The following is a 17,057-nucleotide window of genomic DNA, read 5'->3' on the forward strand; positions in this document are numbered from 1 at the left end:
GTATTAGCACACCTTTCGGTGGGTTATTCCAGATGCCAGGGTAGATTACTTACGCGTTACTCACCCGTGCGCCACTCTACTAAAGTTCCGAAGAACTCGTTCGCGTTCGACTTGCATGTGTTAAGCACGCCGCCAGCGTTCGTTCTGAGCCAGGATCAAACTCTCCAGTTTGATATCCTAGACCATCCGTAAGGATGGTTTCTTATATAGTGCTTAATTATATAAGAGCTCCTTTGAATTTCAAAGTTGCCCTTAGCGAGATGTATCTCGCGTTGGGCCCGTTTGCTGTACGTGTTGTTATTCAGTTTTCAAGGATCGTTCCCAGTTTTGCACGAAGCAAAACCGCGCGGCACAAGGTCCGCGGCGAGCTGTCTATCTTAAACCGTTGCGTTTATGCTGTCAACAGTTTTTTGAATCCCCCAAGCCGGTCCAAAAACCAATTGCCAAGCCGCCAAAAGAAAACGGTGAGAACCGCCTGGCAAAAACGGTTTTATATCTTTTCGCCATCGCCAAGAACCTGAAATTACTGGGCTCTCGGCGGAGCGCCATGTTACCGTTCGAAACGGTAACTGTCAAGCGCATTCTTTCTTTTTTTCGTTGACCGTCATGCTGCCAGTTGGCTGCCCCGATCAAGGAGGCGGCAAAGTACTGGATCGGGATGCGGGTGTCAACAGGAAAAGTCACAAGAAGTAATTATTTTAGTAGCCTGCAATTGTCTTGAATGTGAAGTCAGACAGAAATTCATAGAGATAGTTTTGGTCAATGACTTTTCCCTATGAATAAAACTAGAGGAATAATCGCTTGTAAAGTTGGAAATCCACCAGAAAACAGGTCTGGCTAGTAATCGATTATTTTACTTTGTCAGTAGGGTTAAATAAAAAAAAAGGCTGCCGAACCACAAATGGTGTAGTCCGGCAGCCCAGAAAGCTCGGGGAAAAAAGACCTAGGAGTTATTTCCGCATGCTTCGGATATAGTCCTTGGTCAGTGACGGATGATCTTTAATGACTTTGTCGAGATCGCCGGGAAGGGCTTCGGTAAGGAATTCGTCGAACTGAGCGTAGGTGAGTTCCTTATTAACACCCTCCTGAACCTTGTTGGTAAAAAGGGTGCGTTGCTCTTCGCTAGTGATGTAGGAGAATATACCACCTGACAGTTCTTCGGCAGAGGGTCCCGTCGCTGCTTCTTCAAGTGCTTCCAATCGTCCTGCAAGGTCTGCAATATTGAGGTTGGTTTTACCTACCATTTCCTCAAGCACCTGGATCTGTTTTTTCAATTCAGTATCTGGTTCTTCTTTGACCTTTGCTGAAAGTTCACTGATCAGTTCTTTGATTTTTGTTTCAGACTCTTTTAATTCATCGACCATGGTTGTAAGGCCGTGAATGTCATCCTGAAGCTTTACGTTTTTACTGTTGAGGGCAGAGACATCTGACTGCAATTGCAAATTTGCGTTCTGAAGTGAAGAAATCTTACTTTTCATCTGATCATATTCCTCCTGAGATATACCAGTGTTGACGGGAGCAGCAGTAGCCTCGCATGCTGGAGCATTTGATTTGCATGCAACGGCATCCTGTATAAGCGCAGCCAGTCGTCTTTTTGTTTCGTCAAAAATGTCTTTTGCTTTCTCCGGTGATTGAAGGGCGATTGCTGCAAGGAAGACGCCTACCATCACAGCTATAGCCACAGCAATGGCTAGAAAGAGCGCTATAATGAAAAGGAACAGCTTGAAAATCCCGGAGATGAAGGCTCCGAGAACTGCTCCAACGCCCATGCCATCTCCAGAGGGGATCATAGAGATGATAAAAATGATTGCCACAAGTAAGGCACCCGATTGCATCAATGGCGTGCGAAACTCATTGTTTTTCATGATTTTCTCCTAAAATTCAGATATGTAAGAAGGGGTTAAAAAAATAATGCAAAAACCTAATGATCTATCTGTAAAAATCAACACACAGAGTGGGAAAAAGAGAAATAATTCCCCTACAGTGAACCGTGAATATGCTCTTGTGTCAAGTCCAATATCCTCTGGTTATCACGGAACGTAATATCACAGTTTGCGAATGGCCTCAATACGCTGCAGTACAGGCGGATGGGTGTATTCGAGAAAAACTGTGACCGGATGGGGTGTAAGGTTGCTGAGGTTTGCCTGTGATAAGGATTTTAAACCACTAACCAGGCTTTCTGCATCGCCAGTACTGGCGACGGCATAGGCGTCAGCCTCATATTCATGTTTCCTGGATAAATAATGAAAGAGTATCGACACCACGGTGTTGACAGGCGTATAAAGAAAGCCGAAAAAAAAGAGACTTGCGTATACCGAAACGTGCTCCATACCCAGTGCCGCAAACATTTCACTGTTATTCAGAAGAAGAGATAGCAGGTAAAACATAATACCAGTCTGGAGGATGGAGGCGGCGAGCATTTTCAGAATATGTCGGCATTTGAAATGACCCATTTCATGAGCCAGTACAGCCACGATTTCTTCGGTAGTCAATTTCTCGATGAGGGTATCGTAAAATACAATCTTTCGAAACCGGCCAAAACCTGTAAAAAAGGCGTTGAGTTTGGTGGAACGTTTGGAGCCATCCATAGTGAAGACGCCCTGAATCTGGAAGCGTTCTTTTTCTGCATAAGCCATAATACGCTTTTTTAGCTCGCCTTCTTCAAGGGGAAAGAATTTGTTGAAGAGAGGAAATATAAGGACAGGGGCGAGGAATTGAACCAAAATGGAAAACAGTACCACTGCAAGCCAACAAAAAAGCCAGGCATTGTCACCCGTTTTTTCAAAGAACCAGAGAATGAGGGCGAGAATCGGTCCGCCAAGGATAACTGCAAGAAGCGCTGCCTTGCACATATCGAGCACAAATGTTGAAAGAGTAGTCCGGTTGAAACCGAATCGTTCTTCGATCACAAACGTTGAGTAGATGGAAAAGGGCAGGCCAAGAAGAGATGTCAATAGCATGAGCACACCGGTGAAGATGAGGCCTGTGGTCACCGGCCCAAAGTCAAAACTTCTGACAAAGATATCGACGAAATTAAATCCACCGAGCAGGAGAAAAGCAAGGGTACAGATGGTGGAGGCTGTTGAGGAGACGAGAGAAAATTTGGTTCGAACCCTGGTGTAGGATTGTGAACGGGCGTACTCGGTATCATCGAAGACGCCTCTGAATTCCTGGGGGAGCTCAGGGCTCAGCGCCCGAAGGTTGAGCAATGAAACCAGACAATCAAGCAGGTAACCAGCTACAAGGATCAAGAGTATAAGAACAAGCCAGGGATTCATTTGATATGTGAGATAGAGTGATTGGTTGGAGAGACTGTAAGTAGTTCGACTTAATGGTTGCTGACAGAAACACCAAGACCCGGGAGTTTCCTCCCGGGTCTTGGTGTTTCATGCATAGAGGTGCATAGGATACTACATGATCGATTGTATTGTCGACGCGGCAATATCGAGGAAGCGCTGTGGCGCAACACCCATGATGACAATGGTGATAATCAAGAGGACGGAAACTGCATTGGTCATGAAGCCGACTTCTACAGATCCACGTTCTTCGCTGTCAGTACAAAAAGTGAGTCGTACCACAGAGAGATAATAGAAAATGGCGATTGCGGTGTTGATAGCGGCGAGAATGACCAGAAGAAGATAGTCTTCCCGAAGGGCGCCCAAAAGAAGCATGAATTTGCCGGTAAAACCAACAAACGGAGGGATGCCTGCTAAAGAGAAAAGACCGACCGTGAGAGTAATGGCAAGGAGTGGTGCTCTTTTGTGGAGGCCGCTCAAGTCCTCGATGGCAAGGTTGGCGCCGTTTCCTGCGACTGTGCAGATAACCAGAAAGCAGGCGAGGTTCATCAGCACGTATCCGGTGATGTAATAAAGTGCTGTCGCATATCCTGTCACTTGAAATGTGAGAAGGCCGAGAAGCACAAATCCTGCATGGGCAATACCTGAAAAACCGAGCATTCTCTTCAGGTCTTTCTGTACGAGGGCTGAAAGGTTACCGTAAAACATTGAGAGTATAGCACATACCATCAGCAGGTTGGCAAGTACAGCACCGGTACCACTGGCAAGTGAGACGAATCGAACCAGCATGGCCACGGCTGCAATTTTCGGTACGGCGGCGATGAAAGCAGTGGTTTCGTTGGCTGCTCCTTCATATACATCGGGAACCCAGAAGTGGAAAGGAAACAGGGCAAGTTTATAAAAGAATCCTGCCAGCACAAGAGCGATGGAGATAACCACCGCTGGTTGCGTGTAGATGGTGGCAAGTTTTGTGATGATGACGTCAATACGAGTGGAACCAGTGAGACCGAAAAGGTAGCTCATGCCAAACAGCATGAAGCCTGTGGCAGTAACACCATACAGGAGGTATTTGATGGCGGCCTCCATCTGGGCTTTGGAGCCGTGGGACTCGTCACGCATGGGCACCATGATGTACACGGCAAATGATGAGAGCTCAAGAGCGACGAAAATGGACAGCAATTCGACGCTGGAGACCAACATCATCAGCCCTAGCACAGACATAGCCATGAAGATGTAATATTCAGCCTGGTATTTGCTCTTTATGCCCGGTAGCTTGTTTGCGAAAATGACAACCACCAGTGTGGCCAGGGCCATCAGGATCTTGAATACCTGGGAGAAGAGGTCAATCCTGTACGCTCCGTAGAACAGCTCACCAGAGCTGTTTACTGCGGCAATAGAAGCTGCCAGCGTGATTGCGCATAGGGCGATGGCCGCATTCCTGATCATGTCGCTGGAGTGGGTACCGAGACTGAAAACAAAGAAGATTAAGCCAGCTCCCAGTAATGTCAGTTCAGGTAGAAATAGCATCGGTGTACCTTTGAGGATCGTTGTGGTTATTCACTTAGCGTACAATCAGGTCAGCAGCGGCCATATACTGGCTACTGTAGGCTGTAAAATTATCCAGCAGGTTGGTAACGCTGGTCTGCATCAGGTCAAGAAAATGCTGCGGGCTGAGGCCGATCCAGAAGACAAAGATTAAAAATGGCGTCAAAGTCACAATCTCCCGGACATTCAGATCGGTAAGCCAGGATTGATCAGGATTGTCGGTTCCCCCCCAGACGACTTTCTGCAGCATGCGCAACATGTATGCTGCCGCGAGTACTGCCCCTGGGATGGCGGCAAGGGCCAGTGGGATGCTGTACTCGAAGGTTCCAGCCAGAATCATGAATTCGCCGACAAAGCTGTTTGTGCCGGGAAAACCAAATGACGACAGAGAAAAGAAGCCGAGGAAGGTGACGAAGACCGGCATGTATTGACCAACACCGGTGGCGGAAAGCAGCTCACGACTGTGGGTTCGTTCGTAGATCATACCCACGCAGAGAAAGAGGGCGCCGGTGGTAACACCGTGATTGATCATCTGCAGAATGGCACCCTCAATGCCTTGCTGGTTGAGAACAAAGATGCCGAGAGTGACAAAGCCCATATGGCCGACTGAAGAGTAGGCGATCAGTTTTTTCATGTCACTTTGGGCCAAGGCGGTGAATCCGCCATAGATGATACCTGCAATGGAGAGTCCAAGGACGTATGGCATCATCATTACCGTGGCCTCCGGCGTCATCGGCAAAGCAAACCTGAGGAAACCGTAAGTTCCCATTTTTAATAGAATCGAGGCCAGGATGACCGAGCCTGCGGTAGGTGCTTCAACATGGGCAGCTGGCAACCAGGTGTGGAATGGGAACATGGGCACCTTGATGGCGAATGCCAGAAAGAATGCCAGGAAAAGGAGAACCTGAGCAGTCACCGAATAGTGCTGCCACATCATATCCGGAATGAAGAAACTGTAGTTGTTGGTGATATAGAGCCAGATAATACCCACCAGCAGCAGGACGGAACCGGCGAGGGTATACAGAAAGAACTTGATCGAGGCATAAATCTTCCGTGGACCGCCCCATATACCGATCAAGAGGTACATCGGGATGAGCATCGCTTCCCAGAGGATATAGAACAGGACGAAATCAAGTGCCACAAAGACCCCGACCATGGCCGATTCCATGATGAGAAGGCATATCATGAAAGATTGTACCCTGGTTTTGATATAGGTCCAGGATGCCAAAACGCAAAAGGGCATGATGAAGGTGGTCATGAGCAGCAGCAAGAGAGAGATGCCGTCGACGCCAACCACATAATTGATATTGAGCGTTTCAATCCAGGCGTGTTTTTCGACAAACTGGAACTGGGCACTACCTCTATCGAAACCGGTTAGGATAGGCAAGGACAGCAGGGCTGCAATGCCAGTTACCGCAAGAGTCCAGTAGCGTGCAAAGTTTTCATTATTTACCAATAGCAGGAAAAGAGCCCCTGCAAGTGGTAAAAATATCAATATGCTGAGAAGTGGCGGTCCCGGATTGATAAGTAGCTGATCCATTACCAGTGATCCTTGATGTAGTTTGAATTGCTGGTTTTGTTTAAAATTTTAAAACCAGGCAGTTACGTCGTATGAATGCCTGAATTACAGCCAGGCAAAGGCAAACAGTAAAAGCGCCGCGAACGAAATCGTGATGTACAGGGTCTGTTGAATCTGACCCCGCTGCAGCGTTCTGCTTACCTGGCCACCTAATCTCCTGACAATGCGAGCGGTACCATCCACTACCCCATCAATGCCATGCCAGTCGAACCAAGCCCAAAACTTAGCAGAGGTCATGAGTGAGTTGAGGCCGACAAATTTATAGATTTCACCCCAGGCGGTATCGAACCCCTGAATCGGCTTCTTGGCCAACCACAGGAAGATCAGGCCACCCTTGCGATAAAACCAGTCAAGATCAAAACTGATGGTTGCCCGGGCGCCGATCTTGTCCTTGAAATAATAGAAGCCAAGGGCGGTGAGGGCCAGAATCTGCAATGTCTCGCCAAAGTGATAGGTGGTATACGGGTGATACGTGGTCTCAGCGTTTGGTAGCATATCGTAGAGAAATGGAAGATAGCAGCCGACTACGAGACAGAAGAACGCGGCAATACCCATAGCCATGGTCATATTCCATGGCGGGTCGCAGGCTTTGTCCAGTGTTTCAGATGAGCATCTGCTCTCACCAAAGAAAATGAGATAGGGCAAGCGAAGTCCAGCCACCAGGAAGGTGCCGGCGGAGACCATGGTGAGCAGAAATCCTGCTGGAATGAGATGCTCCTCAAAGCTCGCCGAGATGATCATCGATTTCGAAACAAACCCGGAAAGAAATGGGAAGGCGGAAACCGACATACCTCCGATCACCATGAACAGAAGCGTCAAGGGCATTTTACGGTACAGTCCTCCAAGATCAGTGAATTTTGATTTGCCGGTTGAGTAAAGAACAGAGCCGGCGGCCATGAAGAGCAAACCTTTATAGAGGATGTGGGCAAAGGCATGGGCGGCGGTGCCGTTAATGGCAAGGGCAGTACCGATACCGACACCCGTCACCATGTACCCAACCTGGCTGACAATCTCCCAACCCAGCAGTCTTCGGATATCATTTTCCAGGATAGCGTAGATGATTCCGAGAATCGCCATGATTACGCCGAGTACGATCAAAACTTCAAAGCCGGCACAGGCTCGAGCCAGGGTATAGATCGCGGTCTTGGTGGTAAATGCACACATGAAAACTGCGCCGGTGACCGTTGCTTTACTGTAGGCGTCGGGTAACCATGAGTGAAGAGGCGGTACGGCAGCGTTCAGCATCAGGCCGATCATGATCAACCAGGAGTAGAGCTGCATGTTGTGCTCATCCATATGGACAAACGAAAGGTCGCCTGTAGCCTGATAACGCAGGACGAAGCCCATCAGAAGGATGAGGCCACCAAAGGTGTGCACCAGCAGATATCTGTAGCCAGCGGCCAGCGCGCCCTCTTCCTTGTTAAACCACACAAGGAAGGTGGAGGCGAATGCCATAATCTCCCAGAAGAGAAAGAGTACCAGGTAATCACCGGAGAGGATGACACCAAGTGAGCCGGCAACGTAAAACCACGCGGCCATATGGTGCCATTCGTTGTCGACGTGCAGTCCGTAGATGGTGCCGATGACTGCCATCAAAGCCATGATAAAGGCAAAGACAAAAGAGAGACTGTCGATACGGCCAAAGGTCAGCGTCCAGTTCTCCATAAAGGGGAAGACGCCATAGACACCTTGATGCTGGCCGAGATAGACAACATCGCAGAACGTCAAAAGCGGGATAAGGAACAGGTACGGTTTCCTGAACGGATCCTTGATGAACGGGAGTATCACCGCGCCGATGATAAGAATCAGGGCGGGGTGGATGAAACTAGTTGTCATAATAGTCCTCCCGGGTCTGAATGCCGCTCTTGCCAAGCCACGATGCGACAAAGATGAGAACGACGCAGGAGATCAGACCGAAAATTGACCAAAAGCCGGGGATCTTTTCAACCCAGGTATGCGCATGGTGCGTATCCACGGCAATGGCGCTCCAGAGCACAATGAGCGCAATACCACCATAGCAGGTCTGTTTGACTGCCTGGGGGCGCTCTTTCAGGTAATCGATGAGGTTTACAATCATCCTGTCACCGCCTTTACAAATTGCATCATGATATTGGGGAAAATGCCTATGATCACGGAAATTGTTGCTGCGATAAGAATTGGAATCAACATGGCCAGGGGGGCCTCTTTGATTCCTGTAAATACTTCACCTTCCGGACGACTGCCGAAAAAGGCCCTATAGGTGACTGGTGCGAAATAGGCGGCATTCAACAGGGTACTGGCGAGCAGAATGAGGAGAATGCCAATTTGGTGGGCCTCTATGGAGCCTACCAGCAGATTCCACTTGGTGATAAAGCCAGCCACAGGCGGTGCGCCTATCATGGAGAGTGAGGCAATAGCGAAGGCCCCGAAGGTAAACGGCATGGTTCGGCCGAGCCCTTCCATTTCAGATATATATTTTTTATGTGTGGCGACGTAAATGGCGCCGGCGCAAAAGAACAGGGTGATTTTGGAAAAGGCGTGATTGACGATATGGATCAGGCCGCCTTCCACTCCGGATGGGGTCAGGAGTGCCACACCCAGAATGATGTATGAGAGCTGGCTGACCGTTGAGTAGGCCAGTCGAGATTTCAGGTTGTCTTTCGACAGCGCAATCACCGAGGCCATAATGATGGTGAAACCGACAAAATAGGCGGTTGGGATGCCAAGGTTGAAGGCGTCCATGATATTTACACCAAAGACGTAGAGCATGGTCCTGGTGGTGCAGAAAACACCGACCTTGACAACGGCCACGGCATGGAGCAATGCAGAGACTGGCGTGGGCGCAACCATAGCGCCCGGCAGCCAGTGATGAAACGGCATGATACCGTTCTTGGCAAAGCCGAACAGGCAGAACACATACAGCATGGTGACTACCCAGCGGTTGACATCATCTGGGAAGATACCAGTGTTGATATTGGTGGCAAAATCAAGGGTGCCGGTCAGAACGTATATGAGGATCATTGCCGGCAGCAAAAAGGCCTTGGCGGTAGTGGTCAGATAGACAATGTATTTTTTTGCACCCTCATAGCCCTCTTCATCCTGATGGTGGGCGACGAGTGGATAGGTGCAGACAGAGACAACCTCATAAAAAAGATAGAGAGTAAAGAGGTTGTTGGAAAAGGCAACACCGATGGCGCCGAAAATGGCCAGCGCAAAACAGGCGTTAAACCTGGTCTGGGCATGTTCGTTCAGGCCCCGCATATACCCCATCGAGTAGAAGACCGCGATGGTCCAGAGTGAGGAAGCGACGAGCGCGAATATCATCGACATTCCATCGGCGCGTAACGTCACCGAGACTCCGGGCAGGAGGTTGAACATGTTGAACATCAGTATCTTGCCAGCCAACACCTTGGGGATCATGGTGCAGACGGTGATAAAGAGCAAGATGGAAGAGACCGAGGAAATGCCTTCGCGGACGTTTTCCTCCTTCCCTCTGAACATAACTCCTAAAGTACCGATCAGGGGGATGAGCAGGGCTATGAGCAGCGCCGGTGAGTGTACTGTAGTATGATCCATGCCAGCTGGTTCCTTTCTTAGCCTTTAAGTTTGACAACATCCTGGGCATCAATCGACCTGTAATGCCGGTAAATCGCGATAACTATACTGAGACCGATGGCTGCCTCGGCGGCGGCTATGGCCATGATAAAGAGCGCGAATATTTGCCCGGTTGCTGGGTCTGGAGCGGTAAAGCGGTTGAAGGCCATGAAGTTGAGCGAAGCGCCAACGAGGATCATCTCCCCGGCGATAAGCATGCCGATAAGGGTCCGTCGGGTGATAAGTCCATAAACACCCATCCCGAAAAGAAGGGCACCGACCAGAAGGTATGCTTGAAGACTGTTGTAGAGGGTAAGTATTGACATCAGCTTTTCCTCCCTTCACGTGCGATGACCAGGGCCCCGATAATCGAGATGAGCAGGACGATGGAAACAAGCTCAAAGACCATGGAGTAGTCGGTCAGTAACTGAGTGCCGATAATTTTAACCGAGCCGTCGTTGACCTTTGGCTCGTCGCCCCACATGGTTTTGAGGGCGATGAGGGCAAGGCCGACGGTGAGAAGAGCTGCGGTGATAAAACCGAACGGGCCGGAAAGTGCGTTAATCGGACCATGTTGGGAAGATTGCTCGGGATCAGCGAGCATGATGGCAAAGGAGATGGTCACCGCCACGGCGCCGACATAGATCAGTACCTGCATCATTGCAACGAAGGGTGAGTTGAGGAAATAGTAGAGCGCGCCTACGCCGATGAAGCAGATCATGAGGCCGGCAACGGCGCGAACAAGTCGTTCGGAATTACAGGCGATGATGCCGCCGGCAATGGTGATAGCGATGGTGAGCAGGAAAATCAGCCCGACAAGGCCATCCGCGCTGAAGAGAGACGGGTTCATGAGTTTCGGTCCTCCAAACGTTTCAGAAGATCAAAGTAAAAATCTTCTTTTCTGGTGCTTGCCAGGTTGTATTCCTTGGAAAACGTCAATGCATCGAAGTTGCATGCTTCCACGCAAGAGCCGCAGAGCGAGCATCTGGTAAAGTCCAGCTGGTAGCTGGTGAGCACCTTCTTCTTTGATCCTTCCGGCTTTTCCCCATCAAGGGTGATGCAGTCGGATGGGCAGGCGCGCTGGCAGGCCATGCAGACAATACATTTGGGTTTACCCTCTTCATCTTCGATAAGCTCGACATGACCACGATACCTGGCGGGCATCTCGATTGTCTCGTAGGGGTAGGGCATGGTTACAACGGGCTTGAAGAATTCCTTGAAGGTGATTCCCAGGCCGACGAACAGGCTCCAGAGTCCCTGAAAAATTTCGCTGAAATAGGCACCCATCTTAAAATACCTTCAGTAGTCCTGCGGTAAGCAGCAGGTTGAAAAGAGAGATCGGAATAAGGATTTTCCAGGACAGATTTAAAAGACCGTAGATCGTTGTCCGCGGAAATGTCCAGCGAATCCATATGAATGTGGCAATAAGAATGTAGATCTTAAGCAGGAACCAGACCACGCCTGGGATGAAGCCAAGAAAGGGCAGAGGGGGATGCCAGCCACCAAGGAACAGGATGGTGGTGAGGCAGGAGCCGATGACGATATTGGCGTATTCGGCCATGAAGAACAAGCCAAAGCCCATGGAACCGTATTCGATGTGAAAACCTGCCACAAGTTCACTTTCTGCCTCACCGAGGTCAAAAGGCGCCCGATTGGTTTCGGCAAGAGTGCAGGTGAAAAAGATGAGAAACGAGAAAGGCATCAGGAGGTTATGTGAATTCGTCAGCAACGGGAAGATGTTCCAGTGAAGGATCGACGGACCCTGTTGCCGGACAATCTCCATGAGGTCCATGGTGCCTGTCATGAGAACAATGGTAATCGCCGTAATAAGCATGGGGATCTCATAGGCAACGGCCTGGGAGACTGAGCGTACGGCAGACATCATTGCGTACTTATTACGCGAACTCCAGCCGGCAAAGAGCAGGGCCATGGAACCGCTGGAAGCAAAGGCAAAGATCATCAACAACCCCACGTTCATATTGTGGGCGACAATCATTTCGGAGAAGGGGATGGTGACAAAACTCATGATAGCCGGAAACATTGACAGCACCGGAGCCGCGACAAAAAGGATCTTGTCGGCGCCGCCCGGTATTGTGAGCTGTTTGGCCATCAGTTTCAAACCGTCAAGAGGCGGCTGGAAAAGACCAAATGGGCCATTGATATTTGGGCCGGGGCGGCGTTGGATACGACCCGCTCCCCTCCGCTCTGCCCAGACCAGATAGGCAGCGTTTAGCGCGGCAAAGGCGATGGCCACAACCACCGCGAAGATGACATTTAATAGAGTTAAGCTCATAATTTCATCCTTACCTGTCGATCTCAGGTATAACGAGGTCGAGGCTGCCCATGAAGGCGAGGGCGTCCATGATCATCATACCGGTACACGTTTCATCGAAAAGGTGCATGTTGGAGTAGGTCGGGGAGCGGAGCTTGAGTCGATAGGGCGTTTTGCCGCCATCGCTGACCAATCTGACCCCAAAGCTGCCCCTGGCAGTTTCGACAGCCTGGTAGTAGTCGCCGGCGTTCGGCTTGATAATCTTGGGTGCCTTGGCTGGCATGATGGGGCCATCAGGCAATTTGTCCAGAGCTTGCTCAACAATTCGGAGTGACTGCTCAATTTCGGCCATGCGTACATTGTAACGGGCCAGGGAGTCACACTCATGAAATACCGGGATATCGAAGTTAAACTCGGGATATACAGAATAGGGCTCGTTTTTCCGAACGTCGAAATTGATACCTGAACCCCTGGCGACTGCGCTGGAAGCACCGTACTTTCGACAAACCTCCTTGCTCAGGAAGGCATTGCCCTCAAGACGCTTTCTGAAGATAACGTTGCCGGTAACCAGCTTTTCGTATTTCGCCATCGATTTGCGCATGCGCGGGATGAAGCGGCGTGCGGCGGCGATGAACTCGTCGTCGATATCATTATAGAGGCCGCCGAAGCGGAAATAGCAGTAGGTGAGTCGTGAACCTGTTACCGATTCCATCATGTCGAGGATATATTCACGATCCTGAAGGGCATACATTAGCGGACTGAAACCACCCAGGTCCATGACAAAGGCGCCGAACCAGAAAAGATGCGAGGCGATCCGGTTCAATTCGACCATGATGACACGGATGTACTCGGCACGCTCGGGCACTTCGATGCCGGCTGCTTTTTCCACGCAGAGGACATGACCATGACAGTACCCCATGGCCCCGAGGTAATCCATGCGGCTCAGGTTCATCAGAAACTGTGGGTAGGTCTTGAGTTCCCCCATCTTTTCGTGCATGCGATGGATATAGCCAATGACTGTTTCGGCTTCCACGATATATTCGCCGTCCATGCGCATCTTGACCCGGAGAACGCCATGGGTTGCCGGATGTTGCGGACCTACGTTTACGACAAATGTTTCGTCCGGCCGGAGCTCTATAGGTTTACTCATGGTTTGAAGTCCTTTCGAAGTGGGTGGAAATCTGCATCCTCGGGAAGCAGCAACGGGATCAGATGCGGATGGCCTTCAAATTTGATGCCGAAAAAGTCATGGGTCTCACGCTCATGCCAATTGGCCCCGGCATAAATACCGGTGATGGTTGGTACCTGGGGATTGTCTCTGGGGACGCGGGTGCGAATGACAACCCGGCAGACCTCAAAGTCGTAACGACTGAAATCGTAGATCACTTCGAACTCACCTTCTTTGATCCAGTCGACACCCGTGATAGTCTCGATGAAGAACTCGTTCTGGTCAACGATGTTCACGGCATCAATGAGCTGGTCGACGGCAACCTGGGCATCCAGATGATATCCATGCACAGCGTAGTCTCGCTCGATAACGCCGTTTGGTCTCGGACCAGCTTCTTTTTTTGGGGCCTTGTCGGCTTCTTCAGTCTCTGGCGAGGCAGGGATTTCCTCGACAGCAGCTGCAGGTTCAGGAAACAGTGCCTGCAGGGCCTTCTTGGTAGTTTCTGCAATCATTTGCTGTTGCTCCGAAGGTGCTGATAAATAGAGCGCAGGTCGGCGACCTGGACGCGTTACGATCTGATCGATGCCTCGGGGTCTTTCCAGCGTTTCCAACCGGAGACTTTATGTTCCAACTCAATTATGCCCTGAAGGAGAGCTTCTGGTCGAGGCGGGCAGCCGGGGACGTAAATATCGACCGGCAGAAATTCGTCAGCGCCAAGGACAATGGAGTACTGCCCCTCGAAAGCAAACGGGCCGCCGGAAATGGCGCAGTTGCCCAGGGCCATAACCCACTTGGGTTCAGGCATCTGGTCATACAGCGTTTTGATACCAGGCATCATCTTTTTGGTGATGGTGCCGGCGACAATCATGACATCACTCTGACGGGGCGAGGGGCGAAAAACCTCGGCTCCGAAACGCGACATGTCAAAGCGGGCGCAACCCGTAGCCATCATTTCAATGGCGCAGCAGGCAATGCCGAATGTCAGGGGCCAAAGTGAATTGGCCCGGCAGATGTTAATCAGTTTGTCAGCTGCGGCAAACTGAACTATTGAAGAAGGTACTGGTTCGTTTATCGTAGGTATGTTCTGCGCTCCCACTTAAATACTCCCTTTATCCATGCGTAGACGACCGCCAATGTAAGAATACCGACAAATAGCACAATTTCGATAAAATCCCGGAAAGAAGAGGCAAACAATTCAGAATTGTAGGCTACTGCAACCGGAAAGAGGAAGAGCACGTCAACATCGAAAGCAAGGAATATGAGGGCATAGAGATAAAACACTATACCGTAGCGAATCCAGCTGTCGCCGATAGGATCCATACCACATTCGATATACTGCTCTGCCTTATTGTTGATCTGGCGGGTTTTCAGGGGCATTAAGAGGTAGACAATTGCAATGGGGCCGAGGGCGAAGGCGAGACCTCCGAGGGTAAAAGCAGTGACCCAGAGAACGTTGTCACGATACAAAAAATCGGTGAACTGTGACTCCATGGCAAAAGTCCTTTGGCTTGGGGATAGCTATGTGAATCGATAAAAAATCAATTGAATATCATGCTCAAGCAAATTGAACGTTTAAATGTATAGGAAATTGAAAACACAATGTCAACAACAATTTATCGATCTTTCCCAATACCACGACGTGGCTGTTTTTGGAAACATGGTTTCACCGTGTTACAGTTTGAAAAAACTTGAGAATCCTGTAATTCATGCTATGATGAGCGTGCCTACTAAAAAAAAAAGATGATTATCATCAATCCGACTGAATCCAAAAGAACAGATGTCTATAACATTACGACAATTAGAGATTTTTATCGCGGTGGCTGAGACTGCCCAGGTGACGAAGGCGAGCAAAAAATTGTTCGTGACCCAGTCTGCAGTGAGCATGGCCCTGGCGGAACTGGAAAATCAACTGGGTGGCTCCCTTTTTGACCGACATGGACGGAGTCTTCTGCTGAATGCCCGGGGACGCTATCTCCTCCCGCTGGCGAAGGATATTACGTGTCAGGTATCAAATATAGAATCCATCATGTCCGAGCGCAACGATACGCTTCAGGGACGGATCGATGTGGTGGCCAGTACCACGTTGGGTAATTATATTCTTCCATACCTTATCGGCGCATTCAAGCGGGTGCACCCGCGAGTGCACGTCAATATGCTGGTTCACAACACCAAAAATGCCGAACAGTTGGTGATGGATGGTTCCTGTGATGTGGGATATGTTGAAGGTCTGCTTGGTAAAAACGCGGAGTTGAAGGTTCGACCCTGGTTTCAGGATGAGCTGGTCATTCTCTGTGGGCCGACTGATCCTATGGCTCACAATGAGTATTTTGATCTTGAAACCGATTTGACAGAGAAAAAGTGGATCATGCGTGAACCCGGTTCAGGAACCGATGCCACTTTCCGCGAAAAGATGCGTGATTATCTCGACAAGATCAATGTGGTCATGGAGATGGGGCATCCGGAGGCGATCAAGCGAGCGGTCGAGTCAGGCGCTGGTATTGCCTGTCTTTCCAGTCTCAGCGTGTGCAGGGAAACAGAGCATGGCTGGATAAAGACCTTGAAGATTAAAGGGCTTGATATGAAACGTCAGCTCAAGATTATTCAGCGAAAAGACAAAGAACTGACCGATGAGCTGGCCGAGTTTATGAATTTTTGCGACGTGATGAATGATTGCAAGGAAGACAGGGTATGTCTCTCATCGCCCTGGAAGTTGCAGTCGTTGTTGGCACGGCAATCGGCGCAAAAGCGTTAACGGGGTAATAATCTAGACCGAAACTATCAAACGATGGGTAGCGAGTCAGATATCCATCGTTTACTGCAATTGCTCGGTATCTCCGTAGAGCACCTTCCTGAGTTTAAGGCCGTGGGGTGGCGCAGTGGCGCCCCCCGCATTCCGGTTTTTGGCCAGCAACGCCTCTCTGAATTCCTCAATACTTCTTTTTCCCATTCCCACTTCTAATAGCGTTCCTACGATGTTGCGAACCATGTGTCGCAGAAATCCCTCGCCGATGATCGTGACGATGAGGTGGTCAGGTGTGGTCTCTTCTATCTGCGCAGTGGTGATGGTGCGGATCGCGCCTTTTCGGGATGGTTTGTCTTTTTCCCGTGATCCGGCATTTTCAAAGGTCGAGAAGTCGTGGGTTCCGAGTAGGATCTTCAAGCTCTCATGCATGCTTGGCAGGTCAAGGGGTATGGGGACGTGCAGGCTGTAGAGCCGTGCCAGTGGCGGCATGACCTTGCCGGTATAGAGATGGTATTCGTAGTGCTTGCCTGCGGCAGAGAATCGTGCATGAAAATCAGGTGAAACCTCATCCGCAGCCAGGACACGGATGGCATAGGGAAGCATTGAGTTCAAGCCTTTTAAAAACGCGCTGCAGGTGATCCTTGAGGTGGTGAAAAAATTGGCCACCATCCCCTCTGCGTGAACCCCGGCGTCGGTTCTGCCTGCACCATGCAACATGATTTCATGATTGGTCATCCGGGCGAGACACTTTTCAATCTCGCCCTGGATGGTGATATCATGTTTCTGACGTTGCCAGCCGTTGAAGTCGGTGCCGTCATAGGCGATGATCAGCCTGATATTACGATCTGCTACCATGACGTAAATGAATTTTACAGGCTGGC

At 50.0% G+C, this 17,057-nt stretch carries 17 protein-coding genes and 1 rRNA gene; 1 reads left to right on the forward strand and 17 read right to left on the reverse strand.

All coding sequences use genetic code 11. The annotated features are described in order from the left end of the window. From BUF15_RS21590 to BUF15_RS21670, 16 genes are all read right to left on the reverse strand, one after another. Positions 1 to 171: ribosomal RNA gene (locus BUF15_RS21590) — 16S ribosomal RNA — on the reverse strand; the annotation flags it as partial. 779 nt (positions 172 to 950) lie between these two features. Next, a complete protein-coding gene (locus tag BUF15_RS21600; RefSeq protein WP_073615798.1) occupies positions 951 to 1,865 on the reverse strand; it encodes a hypothetical protein in 915 nt (304 codons plus the stop codon). Between the two features lie 180 nt (positions 1,866 to 2,045). Continuing rightward, positions 2,046 to 3,278, reverse strand: a complete 1,233-nt coding sequence (locus BUF15_RS21605) for a M48 family metallopeptidase (protein WP_073615799.1) — start codon at positions 3,276 to 3,278, stop codon at positions 2,046 to 2,048. 132 nt (positions 3,279 to 3,410) lie between these two features. Further along, positions 3,411 to 4,823: an NADH-quinone oxidoreductase subunit N gene (locus BUF15_RS21610; RefSeq protein WP_073615800.1), complete on the reverse strand. Its 1,413-nt coding sequence runs from the start codon at positions 4,821 to 4,823 to the stop codon at positions 3,411 to 3,413. Positions 4,824 to 4,857: 34 nt separating this feature from the next. Next, positions 4,858 to 6,381, reverse strand: a complete 1,524-nt coding sequence (locus BUF15_RS21615; RefSeq protein WP_073615801.1) for an NADH-quinone oxidoreductase subunit M — start codon at positions 6,379 to 6,381, stop codon at positions 4,858 to 4,860. Between the two features lie 84 nt (positions 6,382 to 6,465). Beyond that, complete coding sequence (locus BUF15_RS21620; protein WP_073615802.1) at positions 6,466 to 8,256, reverse strand: Na(+)/H(+) antiporter subunit D; 1,791 nt, start codon at positions 8,254 to 8,256, stop codon at positions 6,466 to 6,468. Then, the gene (locus BUF15_RS21625) at positions 8,246 to 8,497 is read right to left on the reverse strand and encodes a hypothetical protein (protein ID WP_073615803.1); all 252 of its coding nucleotides are present in this window, start codon (positions 8,495 to 8,497) and stop codon (positions 8,246 to 8,248) included. Before BUF15_RS21625 ends, BUF15_RS21620 begins: the two co-directional genes overlap by 11 nt. Next, positions 8,494 to 9,975, reverse strand: coding sequence for a monovalent cation/H+ antiporter subunit D family protein (locus BUF15_RS21630; protein WP_073615804.1), 1,482 nt, complete (start codon positions 9,973 to 9,975; stop codon positions 8,494 to 8,496). The genes BUF15_RS21625 and BUF15_RS21630 overlap by 4 nt, the downstream gene beginning before the upstream one ends. Before the next feature lie 17 nt (positions 9,976 to 9,992). Next, positions 9,993 to 10,319: an NADH-quinone oxidoreductase subunit NuoK gene (gene nuoK / locus BUF15_RS21635; RefSeq protein ID WP_073615805.1), complete on the reverse strand. Its 327-nt coding sequence runs from the start codon at positions 10,317 to 10,319 to the stop codon at positions 9,993 to 9,995. After that, on the reverse strand, positions 10,319 to 10,843 hold the full coding sequence (locus BUF15_RS21640) for an NADH-quinone oxidoreductase subunit J family protein (protein WP_073615806.1): 525 nt from the start codon (positions 10,841 to 10,843) through the stop codon (positions 10,319 to 10,321). The genes nuoK and BUF15_RS21640 overlap by 1 nt, the downstream gene beginning before the upstream one ends. Further along, on the reverse strand, positions 10,840 to 11,280 hold the full coding sequence (locus BUF15_RS21645) for a NuoI/complex I 23 kDa subunit family protein (RefSeq protein ID WP_073615807.1): 441 nt from the start codon (positions 11,278 to 11,280) through the stop codon (positions 10,840 to 10,842). Before BUF15_RS21645 ends, BUF15_RS21640 begins: the two co-directional genes overlap by 4 nt. A gap of 1 nt (position 11,281) precedes the next feature. Continuing rightward, entirely contained in the window at positions 11,282 to 12,286 is a 1,005-nt protein-coding gene (locus BUF15_RS21650; protein ID WP_073615808.1) for a complex I subunit 1/NuoH family protein, read from the reverse strand. 10 nt (positions 12,287 to 12,296) lie between these two features. Next, positions 12,297 to 13,415: an NADH-quinone oxidoreductase subunit D gene (locus BUF15_RS21655; protein WP_073615809.1), complete on the reverse strand. Its 1,119-nt coding sequence runs from the start codon at positions 13,413 to 13,415 to the stop codon at positions 12,297 to 12,299. Then, on the reverse strand, positions 13,412 to 13,945 hold the full coding sequence (locus BUF15_RS21660) for an NADH-quinone oxidoreductase subunit C (protein ID WP_073615810.1): 534 nt from the start codon (positions 13,943 to 13,945) through the stop codon (positions 13,412 to 13,414). The genes BUF15_RS21655 and BUF15_RS21660 overlap by 4 nt, the downstream gene beginning before the upstream one ends. A gap of 56 nt (positions 13,946 to 14,001) precedes the next feature. Further along, the gene (locus tag BUF15_RS21665) at positions 14,002 to 14,529 is read right to left on the reverse strand and encodes an NADH-quinone oxidoreductase subunit B (RefSeq protein WP_073615811.1); all 528 of its coding nucleotides are present in this window, start codon (positions 14,527 to 14,529) and stop codon (positions 14,002 to 14,004) included. After that, complete coding sequence (locus tag BUF15_RS21670) at positions 14,502 to 14,924, reverse strand: NADH-quinone oxidoreductase subunit A (protein ID WP_073615812.1); 423 nt, start codon at positions 14,922 to 14,924, stop codon at positions 14,502 to 14,504. Before BUF15_RS21670 ends, BUF15_RS21665 begins: the two co-directional genes overlap by 28 nt. 286 nt (positions 14,925 to 15,210) lie before the next feature. Between BUF15_RS21670 and BUF15_RS21675 the strand changes: the two genes are divergently transcribed. Next, complete coding sequence (locus BUF15_RS21675; protein ID WP_073615813.1) at positions 15,211 to 16,185, forward strand: LysR substrate-binding domain-containing protein; 975 nt, start codon at positions 15,211 to 15,213, stop codon at positions 16,183 to 16,185. Between the two features lie 60 nt (positions 16,186 to 16,245). Here BUF15_RS21675 and truA read toward each other — a convergent pair whose 3' ends face one another. After that, the gene (gene truA, locus BUF15_RS21680; protein ID WP_073615814.1) at positions 16,246 to 17,031 is read right to left on the reverse strand and encodes a tRNA pseudouridine(38-40) synthase TruA; all 786 of its coding nucleotides are present in this window, start codon (positions 17,029 to 17,031) and stop codon (positions 16,246 to 16,248) included. Positions 17,032 to 17,057 lie beyond the last annotated feature (26 nt).

This window comes from Desulfopila aestuarii DSM 18488, assembly GCF_900143695.1.
GTDB classification, from domain to species: Bacteria; Desulfobacterota; Desulfobulbia; order Desulfobulbales; family Desulfocapsaceae; genus Desulfopila; species Desulfopila aestuarii.

Bases quoted from the DNA above. Each gene is read 5' to 3' on its own strand.
- BUF15_RS21600 (WP_073615798.1), bottom strand. From the start codon at position 1,865: ATGAAAAACAATGAGTTTCGCACGCCATTGATGCAATCGGGTGCCTTA.
- BUF15_RS21605 (WP_073615799.1), bottom strand. From the start codon at position 3,278: ATGAATCCCTGGCTTGTTCTTATACTCTTGATCCTTGTAGCTGGTTAC.
- BUF15_RS21610 (WP_073615800.1), bottom strand. From the start codon at position 4,823: ATGCTATTTCTACCTGAACTGACATTACTGGGAGCTGGCTTAATCTTC.
- BUF15_RS21615 (WP_073615801.1), bottom strand. From the start codon at position 6,381: ATGGATCAGCTACTTATCAATCCGGGACCGCCACTTCTCAGCATATTG.
- BUF15_RS21620 (WP_073615802.1), bottom strand. From the start codon at position 8,256: ATGACAACTAGTTTCATCCACCCCGCCCTGATTCTTATCATCGGCGCG.
- BUF15_RS21625 (WP_073615803.1), bottom strand. From the start codon at position 8,497: ATGATTGTAAACCTCATCGATTACCTGAAAGAGCGCCCCCAGGCAGTC.
- BUF15_RS21630 (WP_073615804.1), bottom strand. From the start codon at position 9,975: ATGGATCATACTACAGTACACTCACCGGCGCTGCTCATAGCCCTGCTC.
- nuoK (WP_073615805.1), bottom strand. From the start codon at position 10,319: ATGTCAATACTTACCCTCTACAACAGTCTTCAAGCATACCTTCTGGTC.
- BUF15_RS21640 (WP_073615806.1), bottom strand. From the start codon at position 10,843: ATGAACCCGTCTCTCTTCAGCGCGGATGGCCTTGTCGGGCTGATTTTC.
- BUF15_RS21645 (WP_073615807.1), bottom strand. From the start codon at position 11,280: ATGGGTGCCTATTTCAGCGAAATTTTTCAGGGACTCTGGAGCCTGTTC.
- BUF15_RS21650 (WP_073615808.1), bottom strand. From the start codon at position 12,286: ATGAGCTTAACTCTATTAAATGTCATCTTCGCGGTGGTTGTGGCCATC.
- BUF15_RS21655 (WP_073615809.1), bottom strand. From the start codon at position 13,415: ATGAGTAAACCTATAGAGCTCCGGCCGGACGAAACATTTGTCGTAAAC.
- BUF15_RS21660 (WP_073615810.1), bottom strand. From the start codon at position 13,945: ATGATTGCAGAAACTACCAAGAAGGCCCTGCAGGCACTGTTTCCTGAA.
- BUF15_RS21670 (WP_073615812.1), bottom strand. From the start codon at position 14,924: ATGGAGTCACAGTTCACCGATTTTTTGTATCGTGACAACGTTCTCTGG.
- BUF15_RS21675 (WP_073615813.1), top strand. From the start codon at position 15,211: ATGTCTATAACATTACGACAATTAGAGATTTTTATCGCGGTGGCTGAG.
- truA (WP_073615814.1), bottom strand. From the start codon at position 17,031: ATGGTAGCAGATCGTAATATCAGGCTGATCATCGCCTATGACGGCACC.